At 64.4% G+C, this 19,765-nt stretch carries 16 protein-coding genes; 1 reads left to right on the forward strand and 15 read right to left on the reverse strand.

Annotation, left to right across the window (positions count from 1 at the left end; genetic code table 11):
- Nucleotides 1-21: 21 nt before the first annotated feature.
- The 11 genes from OKW26_RS19385 to OKW26_RS19435 form a co-directional block, all read right to left on the reverse strand.
- Nucleotides 22-1,209 carry a fumarylacetoacetate hydrolase family protein gene (locus OKW26_RS19385; protein ID WP_429354809.1) on the reverse strand — a complete coding sequence of 396 codons (1,188 nt, stop codon included), beginning with the start codon at nt 1,207-1,209 and terminating at the stop codon, nt 22-24.
- Nucleotides 1,210-1,293: 84 nt separating this feature from the next.
- Nucleotides 1,294-3,078, reverse strand: a complete 1,785-nt coding sequence (locus OKW26_RS19390) for an IlvD/Edd family dehydratase (RefSeq protein ID WP_429354810.1) — start codon at nt 3,076-3,078, stop codon at nt 1,294-1,296.
- 32 nt (nt 3,079-3,110) lie between these two features.
- Complete coding sequence (locus OKW26_RS19395; protein WP_184059190.1) at nt 3,111-4,517, reverse strand: MFS transporter; 1,407 nt, start codon at nt 4,515-4,517, stop codon at nt 3,111-3,113.
- Nucleotides 4,518-4,698: 181 nt separating this feature from the next.
- Nucleotides 4,699-5,694: a LacI family DNA-binding transcriptional regulator gene (locus OKW26_RS19400; protein ID WP_429354811.1), complete on the reverse strand. Its 996-nt coding sequence runs from the start codon at nt 5,692-5,694 to the stop codon at nt 4,699-4,701.
- 156 nt (nt 5,695-5,850) lie between these two features.
- Complete coding sequence (locus OKW26_RS19405; protein WP_429354812.1) at nt 5,851-6,735, reverse strand: SMP-30/gluconolactonase/LRE family protein; 885 nt, start codon at nt 6,733-6,735, stop codon at nt 5,851-5,853.
- Nucleotides 6,732-7,499, reverse strand: coding sequence for an SDR family NAD(P)-dependent oxidoreductase (locus OKW26_RS19410; RefSeq protein WP_429354813.1), 768 nt, complete (start codon nt 7,497-7,499; stop codon nt 6,732-6,734). Before OKW26_RS19410 ends, OKW26_RS19405 begins: the two co-directional genes overlap by 4 nt.
- A 65-nt stretch (nt 7,500-7,564) precedes the next feature.
- Entirely contained in the window at nt 7,565-9,970 is a 2,406-nt protein-coding gene (locus OKW26_RS19415) for a glycoside hydrolase family 3 N-terminal domain-containing protein (protein WP_429354814.1), read from the reverse strand.
- Nucleotides 9,971-10,248: 278 nt separating this feature from the next.
- Nucleotides 10,249-11,379, reverse strand: a complete 1,131-nt coding sequence (locus OKW26_RS19420; protein ID WP_429354815.1) for an ABC transporter ATP-binding protein — start codon at nt 11,377-11,379, stop codon at nt 10,249-10,251.
- 69 nt (nt 11,380-11,448) lie between these two features.
- The gene (locus tag OKW26_RS19425) at nt 11,449-12,279 is read right to left on the reverse strand and encodes a carbohydrate ABC transporter permease (RefSeq protein WP_187626868.1); all 831 of its coding nucleotides are present in this window, start codon (nt 12,277-12,279) and stop codon (nt 11,449-11,451) included.
- 3 nt (nt 12,280-12,282) lie between these two features.
- Nucleotides 12,283-13,200: a carbohydrate ABC transporter permease gene (locus OKW26_RS19430; protein WP_244144714.1), complete on the reverse strand. Its 918-nt coding sequence runs from the start codon at nt 13,198-13,200 to the stop codon at nt 12,283-12,285.
- 60 nt (nt 13,201-13,260) lie between these two features.
- A complete protein-coding gene (locus tag OKW26_RS19435) occupies nt 13,261-14,556 on the reverse strand; it encodes an extracellular solute-binding protein (protein ID WP_187613288.1) in 1,296 nt (431 codons plus the stop codon).
- 272 nt (nt 14,557-14,828) lie between these two features.
- Between OKW26_RS19435 and OKW26_RS19440 the strand changes: the two genes are divergently transcribed.
- Nucleotides 14,829-15,878 carry a LacI family DNA-binding transcriptional regulator gene (locus OKW26_RS19440; RefSeq protein ID WP_429332582.1) on the forward strand — a complete coding sequence of 350 codons (1,050 nt, stop codon included), beginning with the start codon at nt 14,829-14,831 and terminating at the stop codon, nt 15,876-15,878.
- On the opposite strand, the gene OKW26_RS19445 is transcribed toward OKW26_RS19440, so the two are convergent.
- The 4 genes from OKW26_RS19445 to OKW26_RS19460 all read right to left on the reverse strand — a co-directional run bounded on the left by OKW26_RS19445 (nt 15,857) and on the right by OKW26_RS19460 (nt 19,740).
- Nucleotides 15,857-16,246, reverse strand: a complete 390-nt coding sequence (locus OKW26_RS19445) for a type II toxin-antitoxin system VapC family toxin (protein ID WP_090810623.1) — start codon at nt 16,244-16,246, stop codon at nt 15,857-15,859. The genes OKW26_RS19440 and OKW26_RS19445 overlap by 22 nt on opposite strands.
- Entirely contained in the window at nt 16,246-16,575 is a 330-nt protein-coding gene (locus OKW26_RS19450; RefSeq protein ID WP_409259442.1) for a type II toxin-antitoxin system Phd/YefM family antitoxin, read from the reverse strand. The genes OKW26_RS19445 and OKW26_RS19450 overlap by 1 nt, the downstream gene beginning before the upstream one ends.
- Before the next feature lie 584 nt (nt 16,576-17,159).
- Complete coding sequence (locus OKW26_RS19455) at nt 17,160-18,290, reverse strand: ABC transporter ATP-binding protein (RefSeq protein WP_429354816.1); 1,131 nt, start codon at nt 18,288-18,290, stop codon at nt 17,160-17,162.
- A gap of 112 nt (nt 18,291-18,402) precedes the next feature.
- Complete coding sequence (locus OKW26_RS19460) at nt 18,403-19,740, reverse strand: GH1 family beta-glucosidase (protein WP_429354817.1); 1,338 nt, start codon at nt 19,738-19,740, stop codon at nt 18,403-18,405.
- Between the last annotated feature and the right edge of the window lie 25 nt (nt 19,741-19,765).

Here is a 19,765-nt window from a genome sequence, read left to right on the forward strand (position 1 = left end):
AAAATTGCAGCGACAATCCGGTTATTCAGCAACAAGCAGGCCACGGGCCGCGAGATTGCCATACAGCGCGCGCACGCCGAACGTCCACGGCTCGATTTCGGTGGACAGGCGCACCGTGTTGGTCAGCGCGCCGAGCTGCGGCGTCGAAATCGTCACGCGATCGCCGAGGTGGTGGGTGAAGCCGCCGCCGGGCGCGTCGCGGTCCTTGATCGGCGAGAACATCGTGCCGAGGAACAGCATGAAGCCGTCCGGGTACTGGTGGTGGCGGCCGCAGGTCTGCGCGACGAGGTCGGCCGGGTCGCGGCTGATCTCGCTCATGTGGCTCACGCCGTCGAGCACGAAGTCGTCGTCGGCGCCTTCGACGCGCAGCGACACGCTTGCGGCGCGCACCGAGTCGAGCGAGAAGGTGTCGTCGAACAGACGCACGAACGGACCGATCGCGCACGAGCCGTTGTTGTCCTTGCACTTGCCGAGCAACAGCGCCGAGCGGCCTTCGATGTCGCGCAGGTTCACGTCGTTGCCGAGCGTCGCGCCGACGATGCCGCCGCGGCTATTCACCGCGAGCACGATCTCCGGCTCGGGGTTGTTCCACACCGACGCGGCGAGCAGACCGACGTCCGCGCCGAAGCCGACTGCCGACATCGGCTGCGATTTCGAAAATACTTCGGCGTCCGGACCGATGCCGACTTCCATATATTGCGACCACGCATCGCGACGCTCGAGCTCGGCCTTCAGCTTCATCGCCGCTTCCGATCCCGGCTTGATCTTCGACAGATCGGTGCCGATCGTCGACGCGATCGTCTCGCGCACTTCCTTCGCCTTCGCCGGATCGCCGCCGGCCTGCTCCTCGATCACGCGCTCGATCAGGCTCACCGCGAACGTGACGCCGCAGGCCTTGATCGCCTGCACGTCGCACGGCGCGAGCACCCGCACGGCCGGCGCGCTCGCGCCCGGCAGGTTCGCCTCGATCAGCTGCGCGACCGGCCCGAGCGGCACGCCCGGCGCGCGGCGCGCAAATTGCGCGGCATCGTCGCGCTCGAACAGGTCGGCGGTAGTCGGCACGACCGCGGTGATGTCGAACACCTCGCCGCCGCGCACGACGACCACGCACGGTCCTTCATGCTGCTCGGTCTTGCGCCACACGCGGCCGATCAGCAGTGCGTCGTTCAGATCGCCGGGAAGAAAGCTGGAGGGGGAAATTGCGGACATGGGATGAGCTCTTTCGGATAAGTGGGAAAACGGGCAAGGCCGGGCGTCGCGTTGCGTGCGAAGCCCGGCCTTGTCACCCGCGGGTCAATGCGAATGCCGTGGGTTGCCGCGCTCGGCAATCACCTTCAGATACAGCGTCGCCGGTTCGAGGCAGCCGCCGGTCGAAAGCTGGCCGACCGTCTTGCGATACAGCTCCTGCCACGGCGTTTGCGCGGGCGGAATCTCGAAGTGCACGGTTTCGCGACGTCGCGCGAGTTCTGCTTCGTCGACCAGCACTTTGACGCTACGCGAGTTCAGATCGACGCGGATGCGGTCGTTCGTGCGCAACAGCGCAAGGCCGCCGCCCACCGCCGCTTCCGGCGACATGTTCAGAATCGACGGGCTCGCCGACGTGCCGCTCTGACGGCCGTCGCCGAGCGTCGGCAGCGACGTGATGCCCTGGCGCACGAGCGCCGCCGGCGGCGCCATGTTGACGACCTCGGCGCTGCCCGGATAGCCGACCGTACCCGTGCCGCGAATCACGAGGATGCAATGCTCGTCGATTTCAAGCGACGGGTCGTTGATGCGCGCGTGATAATCCTCGGGGCCGTCGAACACGATGGCGCGCGCTTCGAAGCTGTTTTCTGCGCCTGGCTCGCTCAGGTAGGTCTTGCGGAACGCATCGCCGACCACCGACATCTTCATGATCGCGCTGTCGAAGAAGTTGCCGGACAGCACCATGAAGCCCGCGCCGTGCTTCAGCGGATCGTCGGTCGTCTTGATGACCTCGCGATCCGGCGCGGGTGCGGCGGCCGCGATTTCGCCCATCGTGCGGCCCGACACGGTCAGGCAATCCTCGTGCACGAGGCCGCCTTTCGCGAGCTCGCGCATCACGGCCGGTACGCCACCCGCGCGATGGAAGCTCTCGCCGAGATATTCGCCGGCGGGCATGCAGTTGACGATAAGCGGCACCTGCTCGCCGACGCGCTGCCAGTCTTCGAGACTCAGCTCGACGCCCATGTGCCGCGCAATCGCGATCAGATGCGGCGGGCAGTTGGTCGACGCGCCGAGCGCCGATGCGACGACGATCGCGTTTTCGAACGCTTTTTTCGTCATGATCTTCGACGGCCGCAGGTCCTCGCGCACGAGGTCGACGATGCGCTTGCCGGTCGCGTAGGCCATCTGGCCGCGCTCGCGGTAAGCGGCCGGAATGCTCGCGCAGCCGGGCAGCGACATGCCGAGCGCTTCGGCGAGGCTGTTCATCGACAGCGCGGTGCCCATCGTGTTGCAGTGACCGATCGACGGCGACGACGCGGTAGTCAGCTCCATGAAGCCTTCGTAGTCGATCTCGCCGGCCGCCAGCAGATTGCGTGCATGCCAGATCACGGTGCCCGACCCGACGCGCTTGCCGTCGTGCCAGCCGTCGAGCATGGGACCGCCTGACAGCACGATCGCCGGCATATCGACGGTGGCCGCCGCCATCAGGCACGCGGGCGTGGTCTTGTCGCAGCCGGTGGTCAGCACGACGCCGTCGAGCGGGAAGCCGTGCAGGATTTCGACGAGGCCCAGATACGCGAGATTGCGATCGAGCGCGGCGGTCGGCCGGCGGCTCTGCTCGGCGAGCGGATGCACCGGAAACTCCATCGGAATGCCCCCCGCGTCGCGAATACCGGCCTTCGTGCGCGCCGCGAGCTCGATGTGATGCCGGTTGCACGGCGCGAGATCGCTGCCGGTCTGCGCGATGCCGATGATCGGCCGGCCCGACTGCAGCTCTTCGCGCGTCAGACCGTAGTTCATGAAACGCTCGACGTACAGTGCCGTCATATCCGCGTGCGAGGGATCGTCGAACCATTCCTGGCTGCGCAGCCGGCGCGGGGTGGATGCTGACATGATGCTTGTCTCTCTGTCTGGGTGAGGGTTTCTTATGCGTGCTCTGCGTGTTTCTGTGCCCGCGCTGTCTCGCGGCCGGGGCCGCTGCCTTCATTCGAGGCGGCCCGCGTCAGCATCGTGCGCGGCACGAGCAGGATCAGCACGCAACTGACCAGCAGACACGCACCGAGTGCGTAAGTGCCGTTGTTGATGTCGCCGGTCAAATCTTTCGCCACGGCGGTGATCATCGAACCGGTAAAGCCGGACAGATTGCCGATCGCGTTGATCATCGCGATGCCGGCCGCCGCGGCGGCGCCCGACAGCAGCTGTCCCGGGAACGTCCAGTAAATCGGCATCAGCGCAAGGATGCCGGCGGTGGCGATCGTCAGAAACGTGATCGCCCACACCACATGATGCGCCAAAGCCGCGCTCATGATCAGACCGATTCCGCCGATCAGCGCGGGAATCGCCGCATGCAAGCGCCGCTCGCCGGTTTTCTTCGAATGCGCGGCGTTCGCGAGCGTCGCAATGATGGCCACGCCGTACGGGATCGCGGTCAGCAGGCCGATATGCAACGGATCCTGCACGCCGGTCGCCTTGATGATCGACGGCAGCCAGAACGCGAGGCCGTAGAAGCCGGTATTGAACGTGAGCAAAATCGCGACCAGCAGCCAGACGCGCGGATCGCGCACCGCCGAGCCGAAGCGCGCTGTCTTGTGCGCGCTTTCGCGCTGCAGATTCGCCGCGAGCAGGCTTTTCTCCTGCGGCGTGAGCCAGCGCGCGCGGTCAATGCCGTCGTCGAGCGAGAAGTACACCACGAACGCGGTCAGCAGCGACGGCACGCCTTCGATCAGCAGCATCCATTGCCAGCCCTGATAGCCGAGCAGGCCGGCCGTATGGTCCATCAGCCAGCCCGACACGATGCCGCCGAGCATCAGGCTGACCGGCATTGCGATCAGAAAGCCTGACATCACGCGACTTTGGCGCTGCGACGGAAACCAGAAGTTCAGGTACAGAATCACGCCGGGGAAGAAGCCGGCCTCGCAGAGCCCGAGCAGAAAGCGCAGGATGTAGAACATCGTCGCGGTTTCGACGTGCGCGACGCGCGCGAGCGGCGCGACGAACGCGAGCGCCATCGACACGAGCCCCCACGTGAACATGATCCGCGCGATCCAGAAGCGCGCGCCGTAGCGATGCAGGAACACGTTGCTGGGCACTTCGAAGATGAAATAGCCCCAGAAGAACACGCTCGCGCCGATCGCGTACATCGTGTCGGACAGGCCGAGATCGTCGAGCATCTGCAGCTTCGCGAAGCCGACGTTCACGCGATCCAGATACGCAACCACATAGCACAGCAACAGTACCGGCAGCAGCCGGCGCACGACCTTGCGATAGGTCCTTTCCTCGAACTCGTCGACGCGCGCGGCGGGCGCGACGATGGCGGGCGGTACAGCGGTCATTCGTATCTCCATCAGCGTATTTTTGGTCGGAAATGCCGTTGCCTCGCGGTTCGTGCGATTTGGCACCGCCAGTTGAGTTACCGGTAACATTTCTAGCTGTGGATGTTACGCCCGGCTTACCAGCCGGACAACCGAGGGATATCCCTGATCTGTTTAATTAAGGGGAGTGCTAGTGCGCCATCTACGCGCTATCGCGTGCAATCACCGTGAAATCGATCTTCACCGCTTTCCTGCGCTGCACCTCGCCCGCTTCGCGATCGGCGAGCCCCGCGAGCAGCGTTTCGCCAGCGCGCAGGCCGATGCCGTACGCGTCGACCGACACCGTCGTGATGCTCGGCTGACAGCACCACGACACCTCGAAGTTGCCGAACCCGGCGACCGCGATGTCGCCCGGCACCGACAGCCCGCGCCGGTGACACTCCATGATCGCGCCGAACGCCGACATGTCGCTCACGCACATCACGGCCTCGGTATCGGGCCACGCGTCGAGCAATGCGCCGATCGCCGGTGCGCCGTGGCTCATCGTGATCGGCGAGTCGCCGAGCCGGATCACGCGCGGCTCGCCGAGGCCGAGCGCCTTGATTTCGGCGACGTAGCCGCGCATCCGGTCGTGCCCGCGCCGGTCGCGCTCGCTGGCACCCGCGATGAAGCCGATCCGCCGATAACCGCGCTCGTGCAGATGCCGGACCATCGCGCGCGCCGCCGCCGAGTTCGAAAAGCCGACGACCGTATCGATTGGATCGCTGGGCAGATCCCACATTTCGACGACCGGAATGCCGGCGCGCTGCAACAGCATGCGCGTCGCCTCGGTGTGCCGGCCGCCCGTCAACGCGACGCAGCGCGGCTGGTGACGCAGCATCGAGCGCACCAGCAGTTCTTCCTGTTCCAGACGGTAGTCCGTGTCGCCGAGCAGCAGTTGCAGACCGTGCGGGCCCAGCGCGGCATTCAGTCCGCGCACGGTGTCGGAGAAGTTCGAGCTGGACAGCGACGGCACCAGCACCGCGACGAACGCCGAGCGTCCCGACGACAGCGCGCCTGCCGCCGCATCGGCGACGTAGCCGAGTTCGTCGATGACCTTCTGCACGCGTTCGCGAGTCGCCTGCGACACGTTGCGGCCGGCGAGCACGCGCGACACGGTCATCTTCGAGACGCCCGCGCGTTCGGCAACATCGGACATGCGGGGCGGGACTGGCGGCCTGGACGTCATGATAGGTATCGGGGCGAATGCGCGAAAGTCATGGAACGCACATGATAGCGGGCCGCTCCTTGCGGAGCGACCAGGCAACGTCAGGGTTGCGTTTTGCGGTCTGTCCTGTCGCTGTGTTTTTGTCGTCTAGCGCTCGAAGCCCACCGTGCAGCGCGCCTGAGCCTGCCCCGCCGCCGGCGCGCGGAACGAGAACAGCCCGCCCGCCTGCGGTTGATGCTGGCGCTCGACCGCCGTCAGTCCCTTCCATGCGGTGGACACATAGACGGTTTGCAGATCGTCGCCGCCGAACGCGAGCTTCGTCACGTTCGCGCACGGCAACGGCACCTGATCGACCAGCTCGCCCGCCGGCGAGTAACGCTCGATCCGCCAGCCGCCGAACAGCGCGATCCACACGAAGCCGTCGGCATCGACTGCCATGCCGTCGGGATGGCCGTCGCCGGAGATCGCGGCGAAGATGCGCTTGCCCGACAGCGTGCCGCCCGCGGCGACGTCGAAGGCATAAACCACGCGCCGCATCGTGTCGTTGTGATACAGCGTGCGGCCGTCCGGGCTCATCGCCGGGCCGTTCGTGATCACGTAGTCGTCGTCCTGCGCGATTGCCGCACCTTGCTCGTTCACGCGATACAGCGTGCCGCTCGGCGCCTCTTCCGCATCGTCCATCGAGCCGAACCACAGGCGTCCCCGTGCATCGACGAAACCGTCGTTGAGGCGGTTGCCCGGCAGATGCGGTTCGACCTCGGCGAGCTTGCTGAACTCGCCGCTTGCCGGATCGAAGCGATGCAAGCCGGATGGCAGCCCGCATACGAACGTGCCGTCCGCGAGCGGCGCCAGAAAACCGGGCTGATCGGGCGCCTGCCACGTCCGCTGCTCGTCGGTCGCGACGGACAGCCGATGAATCCGGCGCCCCTTGATATCGACGAAATACACCGCGTTTTCGGCGGCCTGCCATAGCGGCCCTTCGGCCAGCTCGGCGCCGACCGCCCATACGCACACTGCGACCGGCATGCTCATTCTCCGTACCACCCTGCGTCGACGAAGTAATCGCGGCCGGAGCAGCGTGATGCGTCGTCGGACGCGAGGAACAGCGCCATACGCGCGACGTGCTCGGGCTCGATGCGCAGTTGCAGACACTGACTCGCGACGACCTTCGCTTCGCTCTCAGCCGATTGCCACAGCTGCATCTGCCGCGGCGTCTTCACCGCCCCGGGGATGATGCAATTCACGCGGATGCCCGCGCTGCCGAGATCACGCGCGAGACCACGCGTGAGCCCTTCGATGCCGGCCTTGGCGGTCATATAGATCGCGAGGTTCGGCAGCGCGAGATGCCACGACACCGAGCCCAGATTCAGGATCACGCCGCGCCCCGCGCGACGCATACCGTTTGCGGCGGCCTGCGCGCAGAAGAACTGGTGGCGCAGATTCACCGCGATACGGTCGTCCCAGTAGCTCGCGGTGAGTTCGCCGATTTCGTGCCGGTCGTCGTTGCCGGCGTTGTTGACGAGCACGTCGATCGGGCCCACCGCATCGACGATGTCGGCGAACGTGTTTTCGATCGCGTCGACATTTTTCAGGTCGCAGCGGCGAAACAGCGGCGGATGCTTCGCGTGGCGAAGCGTTTCCTGCAGCGCGAGCGAATCGTGCTCGGCGACGTCGAGGAAGAACACGCGCGCGCCTTGCTGCGCGAAGGCCTCGACGATCGCGGCGCCGATCCCGGCGCCGCCGCCGGTCACGACGATGGTTTTGTCCGACAGACTTGGATAGGTTGCGTACGACATCAGATTTTCCACTTGTTACGAGTAGGACCACATACAGGACGGCGCTCGCCGCCCTGACCCGCCGCTCAGGCCACGATCTCGACCTCGCTCAGCATGCGCCAGTTGCATTCGAGCGTTCTCGTCGCGGAGCCCGCGACGGCGACCGTGCCGCTCAGATGAATGTCGCGGCTCGAGCTGCCGACCAGCAGATCGAAGTCACCGGGCTCGACGATACGCTCGCCGCACGCGTCGGTGAAGTTCAGCATGTCCACCGGCAGTTTCACGCGCACACGCGCCGACGCACCGGCCGCGAGCGGCACGCGCGCAAACGCCTTCAGCTCGCGGACCGGCCGCGCGACCGACGCGTGCCGGTCGCGCACGTAGATCTGCACGATCTCGGTGCCGTCGCGCGCGCCGATGTTGTCGACCGTGAAGCTCAACCCGATAGTACCGTTTTCGATCGGCACTTCGCTGTGCGCGAGCGCGAGATCGACGTAACGGAACTGCGTATAGCCGAGACCGAAACCGAACGGATAGCGGCAGCCGAAATGGTATGCAATCGGCGTTCCCGCGCTCTTCAGACGATGGTTATACACGTACGGCACGGCGCCCGCGCTCTTCGGCACCGACAGCGGCAGACGGCCGCTGAAATTGGCGCGGCCCACCAGCAGATCGGCCAGCGCCTCGGCGCCGCGCTCGCCCGGCGCGAACGCCATGATCTGCGCGGCGATGCGCTCTTCGAGGCCGCCGAGATTGTACGGACGGCCGCCCGTCATCACGACGACCGTCGGCGTGCCGCTATCGACCACCGCCTGCAGCAACGCCTGCTGCACACCCGGCAGGTCGAGGCTGTCGGTATCGGACCCTTCGCCGACCGTGCCGGACTGGAACAGGCCCGCCAGATCGCCGACGAACACCAGCGCGACGCCCGCTTGCCGCGCGGCCTCGACCGCGGCCGCGATGCCGTCGGTGTCCTTGCTGATCAGCTCGTCGCAATGCGCGTCGCCGGTCAGATCGAGCGACACGTCGCCCGGAAACACCGGCGCGCCCGCGCGGCGCTCCTTGATGATGTCGCAACCCTGCGCGTGAATTACGCGCTCGTCGCCGAGCAACGCACGCAGCGAACGCAGCGGCGTCGCGATCGAAGCAGTGGACTGCTCGCCGCTGTTGATCAGGTGCACCGGGAAGCTGTAGCCGGCGAGCAGCGCGAGCGGATCGTCGGCGGTCGGGCCGATCACCGCGATCTTGTCCGGGCCGTGCGCGTCGAGCGGCAGCACGTCGCCTTGATTGCGCAGCAGCACCGCCGATTCGAGCGCAACCTGATATGCGGTATCGCCCGCGGTCGCGCTTTTCACGTCGACGCGTTCGGGATCGACGTACGGATTCTCGAACAGGCCGAGCTGGAATTTCACGCGCAGCACGCGCGAGACGGCGGTGTCGATCGTCGCTTCGCTGATCTCGTTGCGCTCGAGCGCTTCCTTAAGATGCACCGCGCACTCGTGACCCGGCAGCTCGACGTCGAGGCCGGAGTTGAACGCGAGGGCTGCGGCCGACGCGCTGTCGCGCGCCACCGCATGATGGCTGAACAGCAGGTCGACGCCCGCGTAATCGGCGACGACGAGACCGTCGAAGCCCCATTTCTCTCGCAGCGTGTCGTGCAGCAGCGCACGATCGCCATGACAGGGTACGCCGTCGACGTCGTGATAGGCGGGCATCACCGAGCCCGCGTTCGCGAGCTTCACGGCCATTTCGAAAGGCAGCATGAACACGTCGTTGAGCTCACGCGGACCGACATGCACCGGCGCATGATTGCGGCCGCCTTCGCTCGCCGAATGACCGACGAAATGCTTGAGCGTCGCGAGCAGATCGCGCTGTTCGCCCTGCAGGCCCTTCACGTAATGACACGCGAGCACGCCAACCAGATACGGGTCTTCGCCGAGCGTCTCCTCGGTGCGGCCCCACCGCGGGTCGCGCGACACGTCGAGCACCGGCGCGAGCCCCTGATGACAGCCGATCGAGCGTGCCTGCTCGCCGATGATCGTGCCCACTTCGCCGACCAGTCGCGGATTCCACGTCGCCGCATAGTTCAACGGCGACGGGAACAGCGTCGCGTCCTTGATCATGAGCCCGACGAGGCATTCCTCGTGCGACATCACCGGAATGCCGAGGCGCGTGTCTTCGACCATCTTGCGCTGCAGCTCGTTGAGCGCGCGTACGCCTTCTTTCGGATCGACCGTATGCGTGCCGAGCGGACGCGTGATCTGGCCGAGGCCATGCTGCAGGATCTCGTCGACCGTGATCTGGTTGGCGCTCTGCGCGAAATCGATGCTACGCGCCTTGTGATTGCCATCGGCCGACAGCTTCAGCCACGCGGCGTGAAGCTGCGCGATCTTTTCGTCGAGTGTCATGCGCGCGAGCAGATCGGCCACGCGCTCTTCCACGGCTGCGGCTGGATTGCGGTAGAGCGGGACCTCACTTTGGCGAAGCAACATCGAAAACTCCTTTTTTTATCGTGGTGTACGAAGCGCATGAAGCGCCGACAAATCCGTTGTTTCTGACAAGCGTGCGGCATGGCGTTGCTTCAGCCCGGATGCCATCCCTTCTATTTCAGATGCCTTTCCAGACTTCGCAGTCCTGCTAATCGATCGAACGCAGCCGCGACTCGAATTCGCCGTGTTTGATCGACTACGGGTCGTTCGTTGCGTCTAGCGACGCGATGCAATGGGACCGCGCCTGCTCGCGTCGTGCAAGCAGCGCGATCGCAAGCGGATCAGTGCAGACGCGGCAGCGCGAAATCCTTGTCGTCGAACACGTGGCACGCGTGCGGTGCGAACGCCAGTTCGACGCGTTCGTCGTGCGTCACGCCACCGTCGCCGGGCAGCTTGGCGATCATCGTGTTGCCCTCGCGCACGCCGCCGTCCACATGCACGTAGCTGTGCTCGCCCATCCGTTCGACCAGGCGCACGGCGCAGCGGATCGTCTGCACGCCGGCCTGCGCCGATGGCAGGGCAAGATGCTCCGGCCGGATGCCGAGCGTGACCTGCGAACCGACGCGCTGCCTGCGGCCGTCGACCTCGGCGCGCACGCGCTCGCCCGTGGTCAGCTCGACCTGAATGCCCTTGTCGTCGACCGCGAGCACCGTGGCCGGCATGAAATTCATCTTCGGCGAACCGATGAAGCCAGCGACGAAGCGGCTCTTCGGCCGGTGGTACAGATCGAGCGGCGCGCCGATCTGCGCGATGCTGCCGTGCTTTTCCATGTCCGCGCCGGCGTGCAGCAGCACGATCTTGTCGGCGAGCGCCATCGCTTCGATCTGATCGTGCGTGACGTACACCGCGCTCGCGCGATTGAACTCGCGATGCAAACGGGCGATTTCGGTACGCGTCTGCACGCGCAGCGAGGCGTCGAGATTCGACAGCGGCTCGTCGAACAGGAACACGCCCGGCTCGCGCACGATTGCGCGCCCGATCGCCACGCGCTGGCGCTGGCCGCCGGACAGCGCAGCAGGGCGGCGTTCGAGGTAGCTGTCGAGTTGCAGCGCGGCAGCGGCGCTGCGCACCTTCTTGTCGATGATGGCCTTATCGACCTTCGCCTGACGCAGGCCGAATGCCATGTTCTCGTACACGCTCATATGCGGATAGAGCGCGTAGTTCTGGAACACCATCGCGACCTGGCGCTTCGCGGGTTCGACGTTGTTCATCAGTTGACCGTCGATGCGCAGTTCGCCGTCGGTGATCGATTCGAGACCGGCGATCATGCGCAGCAGCGTGGACTTGCCGCAGCCCGACGGCCCGAGGAACACGCAGAATTCGTCCCTGCCGACTTCGAGGTTGGCGTCGCGGATCACCGAGTTACCGCTCGTATAGGACTTCTGTACGTTAGTGAGAGAGATGCTTGCCATATCGTTTATGCGAAGTTCGGTGTGCGGGCCACGTTGGCCCACACGATTCGAGGTGAGGTGCGACGCGGATCAGCCCTTGAGCGAGCCGGCCATCATCCCCTTGATCACGCGCTCCTGACCGAACGCGTAGGCAACGATCAGCGGCAGCGACGTGAGCACGAGGACGGCCAGCATCGAGGGTATGTTCGACGCGTATTGCCCCATGAAGTCCCAAATCGCGAGCGGCAGCGTACGGTGCTCGGCCGTCGACGTGAGCATGTACGCGAAGATGAACTCGTTCCACAGACCAATGCCGTTGAAGATCGTCACGGTGGCGAGCCCCGGTGCCGAAAGCGGGAAGAAAATACGCCAGAAGATGCGGAACGGACTGCAGCCGTCGAGCTGCGCCGCTTCTTCGAGCTCGCGCGGAATCTGGCGCATGAACTCGGTCAGGATGAAGATGGACACCGGCAGACTGAGGGCCACATAAGGGCCGAGCAGCGCGAACGCGGTGTCGTAAAGGCCGAGGTTGCGCGTGAGCAGATAGATCGGCACGAGCGTCGCATGCAGCGGCACGATCATGCCGGCGACCACCAGACCGAACAGCGTCTTGTTCAGCGAGAAGCGCAAGCGCGCAAACACGTAGGCCGCCATCGCACTGATGATGACGATCAGCAGCACCGACACGCCCACCGTGAACACGCTGTTACGGAAATAAGTGAAAAACGGCCCCTGCAGCACAGCCGCGTAGTTACCCCAATACAGGTGGCTCGGCGGCGCCCACACTGACGTCGCGAAGGTCTCTTCCTGGCTCTTGAAGCTCGATGCGACCATGAAGAGAAACGGAATCGTCGTGACGGCCAGCCAGATCAGTGCCAGCAGCGGAACCCCCACGCGGGGGAAGCGTAGTTTCTTGTTCATGGTTCAGACCTCGGTTGCATAACGGCGGGTGAAGTACATCGACACCGCCGCCACCGTGATGACGATAAGGAACATCGCCGAGCCGATGGTGCTGCCGTAGCCGAGTTGGAACGAACTGAACACCGTGCGATACATGTAGGTGGCCATCACCTCGGACGAGCCTTCGGGGCCGCCACCGGTCATGACGAAGACGAGATCGAAGTAACGCAGCGACCCGAGCACGGACAGCAGCACAGCGGTGCGCACCGTGCCTTGCAGGTGCGGCAACTTGATGCGCCAGAAAATGGTCCACTCGGATGCGCCGTCGAGGAGCGCAGCCTCGTTGACCTCGGCCGGCATCGACGAGAGGCCGGCGAGAAACAGAATCATGTAGAAAGGCGCGTTCTGCCAGATGATCACGGCGATGGTCGCAGCCAGCGAAAAATGCGGATCGCCCAGCCAGTCCTTCGCGAGGCCATCAAGCCCGAATGCCTGCAGCGCGACGTTGATCGGACCGAAATTCGGATCGTAGATTTGCTTGAACAGCACACCGATCGCCACGCTCGACATCAGCAGCGGCAGGAAATAGAGCACCTTGAGCAAGCGCGAGCCACGACCGGCCTTCTCCAGCAGCACGGCGAGCGCGAGCGCGATCGGAAGCTGGACGACGATCGACGCGACAGCAAGAATCACGTTGTTCTTCAGCGATTGCCAGAACACCATGTCGTGCGCGAGCCGCGCCCAGTTCGCGAGCCCGATATAACGGGCAGTGTTGCCGAGGCCGTTCCAGTCGAGCAGCGACAGCCGCAGGCTGGAGACGAGCGGATAAAGCAGGAACACGGCCAGCAGCAGCAGCGACGGCGCAAGAAACACAACCGTGACGAGCGTTTGCGATGAAAATCTCAGCCGGCGTTCGGGTGTAGCGGAAAGTGCGATATTCACGGGCTTGTATGCCGACCGGCACCTCGCGGTGCCGGTCGGACTTTTCTTTAAGACTGGAGATCAGCCGCCCTTCTTCGAAGCGGCTTCCATTTGCTGCGCAGCAGCCTCAGGCGTCAGCGACAGACCGAACAGTGCCTGCGTCGTGTCCTTGTGCAGTTCACCGAGGGCCGGCGGCAGTGCCTGGTCGTACCAGAGCTGCACGCTCGGAGCGGCGGCAAGCATTTGCTGCAGACGCTGCGTGAACGGATCGTCGATCTTGACGTGATTGACCGGCGGGAGCTTGTGGTCATCGGACGCGCGAGCCTGCATCGCCTGCTCGTCGGTCAGTGCCTGGATCAGCTTGAACGCTGCGTCCGGCGTCTTGCACTCGGTCGAGATGCTGAGGAAGCCGTCGCCGACCGTGCCGATCAGGTCGCGCGGATCACCCTTGCCACCCGGCACGCTCGGGAACGCGAAGAAGTCGAGATCCTTCGAGAACGTCGGATTTTCGTTCGCGATCGTCGAAGCTTCCCAGGCGCCCATCAGCTCCATGGCAGCCTTGCCCGTGTACAACAGGCGGCGCGAGGCGCCCGAGTCGTAATCGAGACCGTTGATGCCCGGTGCGAACGCGCCAGCCTTCACGAGTTCCTGAATGCGCTTGCCGGCTTCGACGAACGCCGGATCTTCGAAGCCCTTGCCCTTGCCTTCGATCGCGTCCTTCACGACTTGCGGACCGCCGATACGGTCGACGAGGTACATGTAGTACATCGAACCGGTCCACTTGTTCTTGTTCGCGAGCGAGAACGCTGCAACGTTGTGCGACTTCAGCACTTCAACGACGTGCATCAGTTCATCCCACGTCTTCGGCGGCGTGATGCCGTACTTCTTGAAGACTTCCTTGTTGTAGAAGATCACCGCGGCCGCCGCGTTTTCGGCGGCAACACCGTAGGTCTTGCCGTCGAACGTCGTGACATTCCACGACGCTTGCATGAAGCGGCTGCGGTACGCCGGATCCTTCTCCAGGTACGGCGTGAGGTCGGCGATCTGGCCGGATTTCACGTACTCGTGCAGCCCGCCGCCGCCCCAGTTCTCGAACACGCACGGCGGCTGGTTCGCGCCGAAAGCGACCTTCAGCTTAGTCTTGTACGCCTCGTTCAGGACGTGCGAATTCTCGACCTTGTAGCCCGGAACCGCCTTTTCGAATCGATCCGACGCGTCGCGAATGATCTTGCTCGACGACGCATTGGTCTGCTGGTCCCATACCGTGATCGTTTTGGAGTCCGCCGCTACGGCGTTCGAAACAACTGCAGACAACGAAAACAGCAGCGCCGTCGCGCCGATGATGGACCGCGCTTTAAACAAAGCCGGGTACGCCATGGGTGTGTCCCCTCTTCTGGATTTATAAGAAATCACCAAAACATTAACGTTAGCCTTAACGTTAGTGAATGTTAGGTCGGTGCGTGAAGTAAGGCTATGCGGGATTTTACCTGGTCCCGGCGGGCTGCAACGCAACTGCCGGATAAGATGGACCGATTGTAGGAAAGCTGAAATATAAAGGGTTCTGCTAGAATAACGACTACATAAACGTTATCGCTAACGCGATTAGCGAGTCGACCCATCCAATGACCTCTCGCACACCTTCGACCCGCATGGCAAGACAGACCCCAACGCTTGAGCACGTTGCCAAGCTTGCCGGGGTGTCCCAGATGACCGCGTCGCGCGCTCTCAACGGCCGTCCCGGCGTGTCGCGCGAAACCCGCGACGAAGTCCTGAGAATCGCGTCGGACATCGGTTACGTCGTCAACCGCACCGCGCAGAAACTGTCGGGCGGCCGCAACGGCATCATCGGCATCATCACGCCGACACTCGACACGCAATTCTCCAGCGAACTGATTCTCGGCGCGGGCCGCGCGGCGCGTGGCGCGGGCTGCGAGATGCTGGTCTACACGGTGTTCGACGAAGATCGTCATACGCATCACGACCTGCTCGGGCTCATCCAGCAATTCTCCGACGGTATCCTCGCCATTCTTCCGCGCGAGTCGCTGTGCCTCGAGGCGCTCGCCACCGCGAAGGTACCGGTCGTCGTCGTCGATCAGCGCGGCACGCTGACGGGCTTCCCGTCGGTGTCGGTCGACAACTACGGCGGCGCCTGTCTCGCGGTCGAGCACCTCGCCGAGCTCGGTCACAAGCGCATCGCGTTTCTGGCCGGCGACGAAACGATCGAAGGCGTGCGCGACCGGCAACGCGGCTATCACGACACGCTGGCTCGCCTCGGCCTGCCACGCGAAGACTCGCTGGTCGCCGCGGGCGACCTGTCGCAAATGATGGCGTTCGACGTCACGTTCGACCTGCTGAACCTCGCCGAGCCGCCCACCGCGATCTTCACGGCCAACGACCAGAGCGCGTTCGGCGTGATCGCCGCGATCCGCGAAGCGGGACTGCGCGTGCCGGACGACATCTCGGTGATCGGCTTCGACGACATCCCGATGTCCGAGCAGTTTCACCCGGCGCTCACCACGATCCGCCAACCGTTCCAGCAAATGGCGCGCTCGGCGGTCAACACGCTGCTCGCGCAGATCGCCGGGATCGACGCCGCTTCGCAACGCATCACGCTGCCGGCGGAACTGGTGGTGCGCGATTCCACCGGCCCCGTCCGCACCAGGCAGCGCCGCGGCCGTCACCAGATCGTTTCGACGTAAGTCGACGCGCGCACCTTCGCATCCGAAGTCACGAGCGCGCCGCCATGCGTGCGCGCGGTCGCGACGATCAGGCGTTGATGCAAGGCGAGCGTGGGCGGCAGCGTGGCCGCGCGAAACGCGATCTCGGTGTCGACCGGAATCATCCGCACGCCGTCGAGCGACAGAAACGTCGACATCCAGCTGCGCGCGTCCATCGACAGTCCGAGACTGCCGACCTTCACGAACTCCGCGATTTCGAACGCACTGATTGCCGAAATCAGGATCTCGCCGCCGGCGAGCTCCCGATCGATCGCATCGTGCGCGGCCTGGCTCAGCGCTTTCTGCCTGCCGAGCCAGCACACGAGCGCAAGCGTGTCGAGCGTGATCATTACTCGTCCTGCTCGGCAGTGACAGGCTGCAACGCGTGCTTCAGGTTGAAATGCGTAATCGACGCGCGCAGCAGCTCCAGCGGATTTTCCTGCTTGCTGCGATACGGCCGGATTTCGATGGTGGGTTGCCCGCGGTCGGTGACGACCACGGTTTCGCCCAATGCCTCGACCTGACGGAACAGCTCGCAGGCCCGGGACTTGAAAATGGCTTTAGATACTCGCTTTTCCATGACGCTCTCCACCCAGCAAAAATCCAACGGTATTTTTTGTATCGGGCCGGTGCGCCCGCAGGCGAACACCCGCGATGCGTGCCCGACATTCTTTATCAACCTTGCTCTCAGTCGTTGCTTCCTAGCCTACCGCCAGGAGCTCCCTCAAGCTCCAATCCAACTCGCGGCGACAACTACCGTAACCGCGACACAGCCTGCAACGGTCGCGCCAATTCCTGCGCGCAACCGCTGCACTTTCACCTAATCAATTGGTTTTACACAGACCGCTCTTGCCATACCGGGTCGCGCCGGATAGCGGCGCGGCGCGTCTTGGCTTGCAATGTTTTGCCCCGTGTTATAGATCTTCGAATAGATGCAAACTTGCCAGAACGTTACCCTTAACGTTAGCGGATGTTAATGGCGCATGTTCGCGGCCGCCATGCGGAGTTTACCTAAGCTCCGAACCACTATCCGACCCCTCGACTGGACCCGCTAAATCAAGCCCGGCAAGAAGAAAGCTCGATGCAAGGCGTCGAAAGTACCGCGCAATATTTAATGCGAACTGGCTAACATCATCGCTGCTTGCGTCAGTCTTCGTCGTTCGATGCAGGGGGTCCTGATGAAGGCTCCGCATCGAAATGCACGATCCACGCATGCAACGATTCGCGCGGCTTTACCGTTGCTCACTCGCCGACATCGGCCTGTCAAACCACCGCGCCGACGTCCTCGCCGACTTCGGGTCGCGCGAGGCTCACCGCGGCGCCGTTCGCATCGAACAGCGTGACCGACGACGACGCCACCTTGATCCCGACACGCGCGCCGACCGCGTGCTGCGCGTCCTTCTTGTCGAGCTTCAGCGCAATCGCGTGCGCCATGCCATCGAGTCGAGCATGCAGGATCGAGACGTCGCCGAGATGCTCGACCAGTTCGACACGCGCGGCGAGACCTTCGTCGAGCGAGCCGATGCCCAGATGCTCGGCGCGCACCCCGAGCGTCAACTCGCCACTGACAGGCTGCGCCAGCCGGCCGGGCAGCACGATGCGCTGGCTCGCGCCGGCGAGCGCCACGACGGTTTGCGCATCGCTTCGCGACACCAGCGTCGCGGCCAGCATGTTCATCTGCGGCGAGCCGATGAAGCCGCCGACGAAGCGGTTCGACGGCCGCTCATACAGGTCGAGCGGCGCGCCGGTCTGCTCGATGCGGCCTTTGTTGAACACGACGATCTGCTGGCCCAGCGTCATCGCCTCGACCTGATCGTGCGTAACGTAGATCATCGTCGTGCCGAGTTCGCGATGCAGCTTCGCGAGCTCGATACGCATCTGCACGCGCAGCGCCGCATCGAGATTCGACAGCGGTTCGTCGAACAGGAACACGCGCGGCTTGCGCACGATCGCCCGCCCGATCGCGACGCGCTGGCGCTGGCCGCCCGACAGCGCCTTCGGTTTGCGCTCCAGCAGATGTGTGATCTGCAGGATCTCGGCGGCACGGCCCACCGCCTCGCGCACTTCCTTTTTCGACTTGCCCGACAGCTTCAGCGAAAAGCCCATGTTTTCCGCGACCGTCATGTGCGGGTAGAGCGCGTAGCTCTGGAACACCATCGAGATGCCGCGGTCCGTGGGCTGCAGATCGTTGACGCGTACGCCGTCGATCAGAATGTCGCCGCCCGTCACCGACTCGAGCCCCGCGATCATGCGCAGCATCGTCGACTTGCCGCAGCCCGACGGTCCCACGAACACCGTGAACTGGCCGTCCGGGATGCGCAGGTCGATGCCCTGGATCACCTGCGGTCCTTCGCCATACGTCTTCGTGACGTTGCGCAATACGAGTTCGCCCATTTGATGCCTCCTCCTCGACCCTTGTACTTGCAGACCCCGCGTGACGCTATCCCACTGCCGCACTACTGTCGCGCCACGCGAGGTTCGATGCGCCCGTCGCCGGGCGTGCGCCTCAGCGCACGGCCGCGACGCCGGCGTGTTGCGCGATCACGTCGCGATACCACAACGCGCTGTCCTTCAGCGTGCGCTCCTGGCTCGCGTAGTCGACGTAGACCATGCCGAAGCGCTTGTCGTAGCCCGACGCCCATTCGAAGTTGTCCATCAGGCTCCAGGCGAAATAGCCCGCCACGTCGACGCCCTGTTTCACCGCGTCCGACAAGGCGGCGAGATGCAGGTCGTAGAAGCGCACGCGCTCGGCGTCGTGCACGCGGCCGTTATCGAGCACGTCTTTCGCCGCGCAGCCGTTCTCGGTGATGTAGATCGGCGGCAACTCGTAGTCGGCGTTGATGCGCGTCAGCAATTCGGTGAGACCTTGCGGATAGACTTCCCAATCCATGTCGGTGAAGCCGAGCGCGCCCGGCGGACGCTTCTCGCCCGATGCGCTCGCGAAGATCCGCGTGTAGTAGTTGACGCCGAGGAAGTCCATCGGCGTGCCGATCACGTCGAAATCGCCGCTCCGGATCACGTCTTGCGGACCGTTCGCGCCATACCATTCCAGCGCCTCGGCCGGATACTCGCCCTTGAACAACGGGTCCATGTACCAGCGCACGAACTTCGCGTATTCGAGCGACGCGGCGGCCTGATCTTCGGGCGCATCCGTCGCGCCATGCGCCGGCGACTGGTTCAGCACGATGCCGAGCGGCGCCTTCACGCCATCGGCGCGCAGTGCCTGCAACGCGAGACCGTGCGACAGCAGCAGATGGTGCGCGACATGCGCGGCCTTCTTCAGATCGGCGTTGCCCGGCGCGAAATAGCCGGTTGCGTTGCCAAGCCACGCGGTGCACCACGGTTCGTTGTGCGTCGCGATCGATGCAACGCGATCGCCGAGCACGCTGCCGATCTTGCGCGCGTAGTCCGCGAAGCGATAAGCGGTGTCGCGGCTTTCCCAGCCGTTTTGCGTATGCTGCAGCGACAACGGCAGGTCCCAGTGATACAGCGTCGCGAACGGCTGGATGTCGCGCTCGAGCAAACCGTCGACGAGGCGCTCGTAAAACGCGAGGCCCTTGTCGTTGAATGCGCCGCGGCCAGTCGGCTGCACGCGCGGCCAGGCGATCGAAAAGCGATAAGCCTTGACCCCGAGTTCGGCCATCAGGTCGAGGTCTTCCTCGACCAGGTGATAGTGATCGCATGCGACATCGCCGTTCTCGCCGTTCAGGACGTTGCCCGGCACGTTGCAGAACGCGTCCCAGATCGACGGGCCGCGGCCGTCCTCATGCGCTGCGCCTTCGATCTGGTAGGAACTGGTGGCGACGCCCCAGACGAAGTCTCCGTTGAATCGATACGTCGACATAGATGATGTTGTCCTGAATCGTCAC

Origin of the sequence: Paraburkholderia sp. 32 (genome assembly GCF_050435345.1) — a bacterium.
Lineage (GTDB): Bacteria > Pseudomonadota > Gammaproteobacteria > Burkholderiales > Burkholderiaceae > Paraburkholderia > Paraburkholderia tuberum.

Excerpts from the sequence above, each read along its gene's own strand:
- OKW26_RS19385 (WP_429354809.1), bottom strand. The coding sequence starts at position 1,209 with ATGTCCGCAATTTCCCCCTCCAGCTTTCTTCCCGGCGATCTGAACGAC.
- OKW26_RS19390 (WP_429354810.1), bottom strand. The coding sequence starts at position 3,078 with ATGTCAGCATCCACCCCGCGCCGGCTGCGCAGCCAGGAATGGTTCGAC.
- OKW26_RS19395 (WP_184059190.1), bottom strand. The coding sequence starts at position 4,517 with ATGACCGCTGTACCGCCCGCCATCGTCGCGCCCGCCGCGCGCGTCGAC.
- OKW26_RS19400 (WP_429354811.1), bottom strand. The coding sequence starts at position 5,694 with ATGTCCGATGTTGCCGAACGCGCGGGCGTCTCGAAGATGACCGTGTCG.
- OKW26_RS19405 (WP_429354812.1), bottom strand. The coding sequence starts at position 6,735 with ATGAGCATGCCGGTCGCAGTGTGCGTATGGGCGGTCGGCGCCGAGCTG.
- OKW26_RS19410 (WP_429354813.1), bottom strand. The coding sequence starts at position 7,499 with ATGTCGTACGCAACCTATCCAAGTCTGTCGGACAAAACCATCGTCGTG.
- OKW26_RS19415 (WP_429354814.1), bottom strand. The coding sequence starts at position 9,970 with ATGTTGCTTCGCCAAAGTGAGGTCCCGCTCTACCGCAATCCAGCCGCA.
- OKW26_RS19420 (WP_429354815.1), bottom strand. The coding sequence starts at position 11,379 with ATGGCAAGCATCTCTCTCACTAACGTACAGAAGTCCTATACGAGCGGT.
- OKW26_RS19425 (WP_187626868.1), bottom strand. The coding sequence starts at position 12,279 with ATGAACAAGAAACTACGCTTCCCCCGCGTGGGGGTTCCGCTGCTGGCA.
- OKW26_RS19435 (WP_187613288.1), bottom strand. The coding sequence starts at position 14,556 with ATGGCGTACCCGGCTTTGTTTAAAGCGCGGTCCATCATCGGCGCGACG.
- OKW26_RS19440 (WP_429332582.1), top strand. The coding sequence starts at position 14,829 with ATGGCAAGACAGACCCCAACGCTTGAGCACGTTGCCAAGCTTGCCGGG.
- OKW26_RS19445 (WP_090810623.1), bottom strand. The coding sequence starts at position 16,246 with ATGATCACGCTCGACACGCTTGCGCTCGTGTGCTGGCTCGGCAGGCAG.
- OKW26_RS19455 (WP_429354816.1), bottom strand. The coding sequence starts at position 18,290 with ATGGGCGAACTCGTATTGCGCAACGTCACGAAGACGTATGGCGAAGGA.
- OKW26_RS19460 (WP_429354817.1), bottom strand. The coding sequence starts at position 19,740 with ATGTCGACGTATCGATTCAACGGAGACTTCGTCTGGGGCGTCGCCACC.